The following is a 3042-nucleotide window of genomic DNA, read 5'->3' as shown; positions in this document are numbered from 1 at the left end:
TATTGACTCGAAAAATTCTAATATGGTAGATTTTGCTTTGCATAATCGGAAAAACTCCCCTTATATCCCCCAAAAACAAGCTCCATTTTGAATCTAACCGGAAAAACTCCGCTTATTTTACTTTTGCTAGTTACTCGATTAAGGACAAACATCTTATTTAAAAACGAGTGAGTTCCAAGAGAACCTCATTTTGATGCATTACGGTGAGGTTTTATATAAATAAGGTTAACATGCGAAAAACTACTAAGGGTGACACGTTGTTTTGTGTCAGCCTTTTTGTCTGGTTTCAATAGGTGAAAGGGGGATAAACGAGTATAATGATGGTGGAGTTGATATAGATGAATTCGAATGAAATCAACGCGCGGATTGACGCACTTGATTATTTACGAGGTTTTGCCCTTATGGGAATTATTTTGGTTAATATTATTCCATTATTATCAGTGAGATTACCGGTTTCCAGTACCAGCGATGCAACGTATTGGAGGTTTTTATACTTATTTGTAGAAGGGCGCTTTTATACGATTTTTACATTTTTGTTTGGTGTGGGGTTTTACCTATTTATCTCGAGATCAATGGCGAAGGGGAAAAATGGGTACGTGTTGTTTTTACGGAGGATTCTTGTGTTGTTTATATTTGGGTCTGTCCATGCACAATTCCAGCCAGGGGAAGCATTATTGATTTACTCCGTTTGCGGTCTGATTATCTTACCATTTTATAGAGTGAACAAGGTTGTGAATCTTGTTTTTGGACTGGGCATGTTGCTCGTCATAAGTTTGTTTGCTGAAAAAATATTTATGGTAGTCCCGTTGATGATGTTAGGAATCGCCGCCGGGCAGTTTCAATTATTTGAACGAATGACAAATCAATGGAAAGTGACAACTGTTTTTACAGGGGTTATGTTTGTTTTAAGTGCAGCAGGTCTTATTTATCAGTATCAGTATGCAGCGTTTGCATTTGGATCAGGTGATGAGTTTCAGAAAACACAGCGATTCTTACGGATCGGAATCATGATTGGTCCGATTGTCTCTGCTTTTTATGTGGGATTGCTGCTTACGCTTCTGAGCTTTCCCTTCATCCGGCGTATTCTCTCACCTTTAAAAAGCTATGGAAGGATGGCGCTGACCAACTATGTTTCACAAACAGCACTTATCCTCCTCGCAGGAAAAGTTTTTGATCTATTTGATCAATTGGCGTATATCCAATCGTTTTATTTGTGTGTTGTGATTTTTGTCATTCAGCTTGTTTTCAGTACAGTCTGGCTTCGTTTTTTAAAATTTGGGCCATTGGAATGGGTATGGCGCATGTTGACCTATTTGGAAATCCCGCCAATGAGAAGACCGCCATCTTCATAATAGGTGAGTCAAAAAGAATAGGTCAGTCCTCTAGACTTTTATCAAAGCTAGGGGACTGACTTTATTTTTTTAAATTGGTTAACTTGGGGAATTATGGTTATTTTTCAATTTTTACATCATGTTCCTTTGCTAGTTTATTCAATTTAGTTTGATATTCTCGAAGGTGTTTTCGTGCATCCGACAACATGTCATTAGCTTTTTGAATCAAGTCTGCATCCTGTTCCTCTATCGCCTGTTTTATTATAGCAAAGGCGTTAAATTGTATATCTGCCCCTTCAATATATATTTCGTGAATTTCTCTTACCTCATCAGTTTCAATCTTTACAGAATCTAGTTCTTTAATAAATTCGCTGTAACTGGGAATGACATCACGATTTAAGACATCGTACATGGTCTGGTCATCCTGATAGTTTGTACCCGAGACCCCTTCATAGGCCGAAACGGCGGTCCCTTCTAATTTCGCAGCTTCCTTCATTTCTTTATTTACATAATTAAGTAAATCATCTTGAACAGGATCACTGGAGCATCCAGACAATAAAATCAAAATGGGTAAGAATATAGCCAATAGTCTTCTTTTCACTACATTCACCTCCTAATGCCCAATTTATGAGGGTCAGGAAGTCCAATATGAGTATGGAACGGATAATTTTATTATTCAGTAGGTATGTAGTTTTGGAATCAAAATTTGGGACAAATGTATGATTTTGGGAGTGTAATTGAAAGGAGTTCTCAATTAGTGTTGACTTCAAATTTCTGAATGTTATAATCAACTTTATAAGTTGATGATAATGATTTTCATTATCATCGTTATTATCATCAAGAGATCGCTAGAATGATAGAAATGATGGGGACAATTATGAAGAAACGATATTTACTGTTAGCGTTAATAATCTTATCTGCAACCTCGCTATTTGTAGGTGTTAGCAGTCTTTCGCCATTAGACTTGCTAGACTTTCAAACAGAGGAGACGCAAATTTTCTTGGTGAGCAGGGTACCGAGACTCGTTGCGATTCTACTCGCGGGGGGAGGGATGAGTATCGCTGGATTGATTATGCAGCAACTAAGCCGGAACAAATTTGTTTCTCCTACAACCGCTGGAACCTTGGATGCCACCCGACTTGGAATCCTTGTCTCCATGTTGTTATTTGCCAATGCAACCATGCTTGAAAAAATGGCTGTAGCCTTTGTGTTTGCACTTGGGGGAACCTTTTTATTTATGCAGATTCTTGACCGAATCAAGTTTAAGGATGCCATTTACATTCCGCTGATTGGCTTAATGTTCGGTAATATTTTGTCTTCGGTTACCACTTTTTTTGCTTACCGAGCAGACGTCATTCAAAATATGTCGGCCTGGCTCCAAGGGGATTTTTCGATGATTATGAAAGGTCGTTATGAACTCCTCTACATAAGTATCCCAATTTTAGTCATTGCCTATTTTTATGCCAACCGTTTTACCGTGGCAGGGATGGGTGAGGATTTTTCAAAAAATCTAGGTCTTGCCTATCGAAGTGTGGTAAATATCGGGTTGATACTCGTTGCCCTTATTACGGCATCCGTTGTCCTGACCGTCGGAATTATCCCATTTATCGGTTTGATTATTCCGAATATTATCTCTATTTTCAAAGGCGACCATTTACAAAAAACGTTGCCGCATACAGCGTTTCTAGGGGCTATTTTCCTATTGGTTTGT

3 protein-coding genes are annotated in these 3042 nt (G+C 38.3%); 2 read left to right on the top strand and 1 reads right to left on the bottom strand.

What is annotated here, in order from left to right:
- Window positions 1–338: 338 nt before the first annotated feature.
- A complete protein-coding gene (locus V7659_RS24200) occupies window positions 339–1352 on the top strand; it encodes a DUF418 domain-containing protein (protein ID WP_335542694.1) in 1014 nt (337 codons plus the stop codon).
- A 97-nt stretch (window positions 1353–1449) separates the two neighbouring features.
- Here the strand turns inward: V7659_RS24200 and V7659_RS24195 are convergent, their stop codons facing one another.
- Window positions 1450–1932: a hypothetical protein gene (locus V7659_RS24195; protein ID WP_335542693.1), complete on the bottom strand. Its 483-nt coding sequence runs from the start codon at window positions 1930–1932 to the stop codon at window positions 1450–1452.
- 276 nt (window positions 1933–2208) lie between these two features.
- Between V7659_RS24195 and V7659_RS24190 the strand changes: the two genes are divergently transcribed.
- On the top strand, window positions 2209–3042 hold an 834-nt coding region (locus V7659_RS24190; RefSeq protein ID WP_335542695.1), incomplete at its 3' end, for an ABC transporter permease.

The organism is Neobacillus drentensis, from assembly GCF_036966985.1.
In the GTDB taxonomy this organism is placed as follows: Bacteria; Bacillota; Bacilli; order Bacillales; family Cytobacillaceae; genus Neobacillus; species Neobacillus drentensis_E.
Note: the sequence above shows the minus strand (reverse complement) of the source record. Positions and strands in the feature narration are given on the sequence as shown.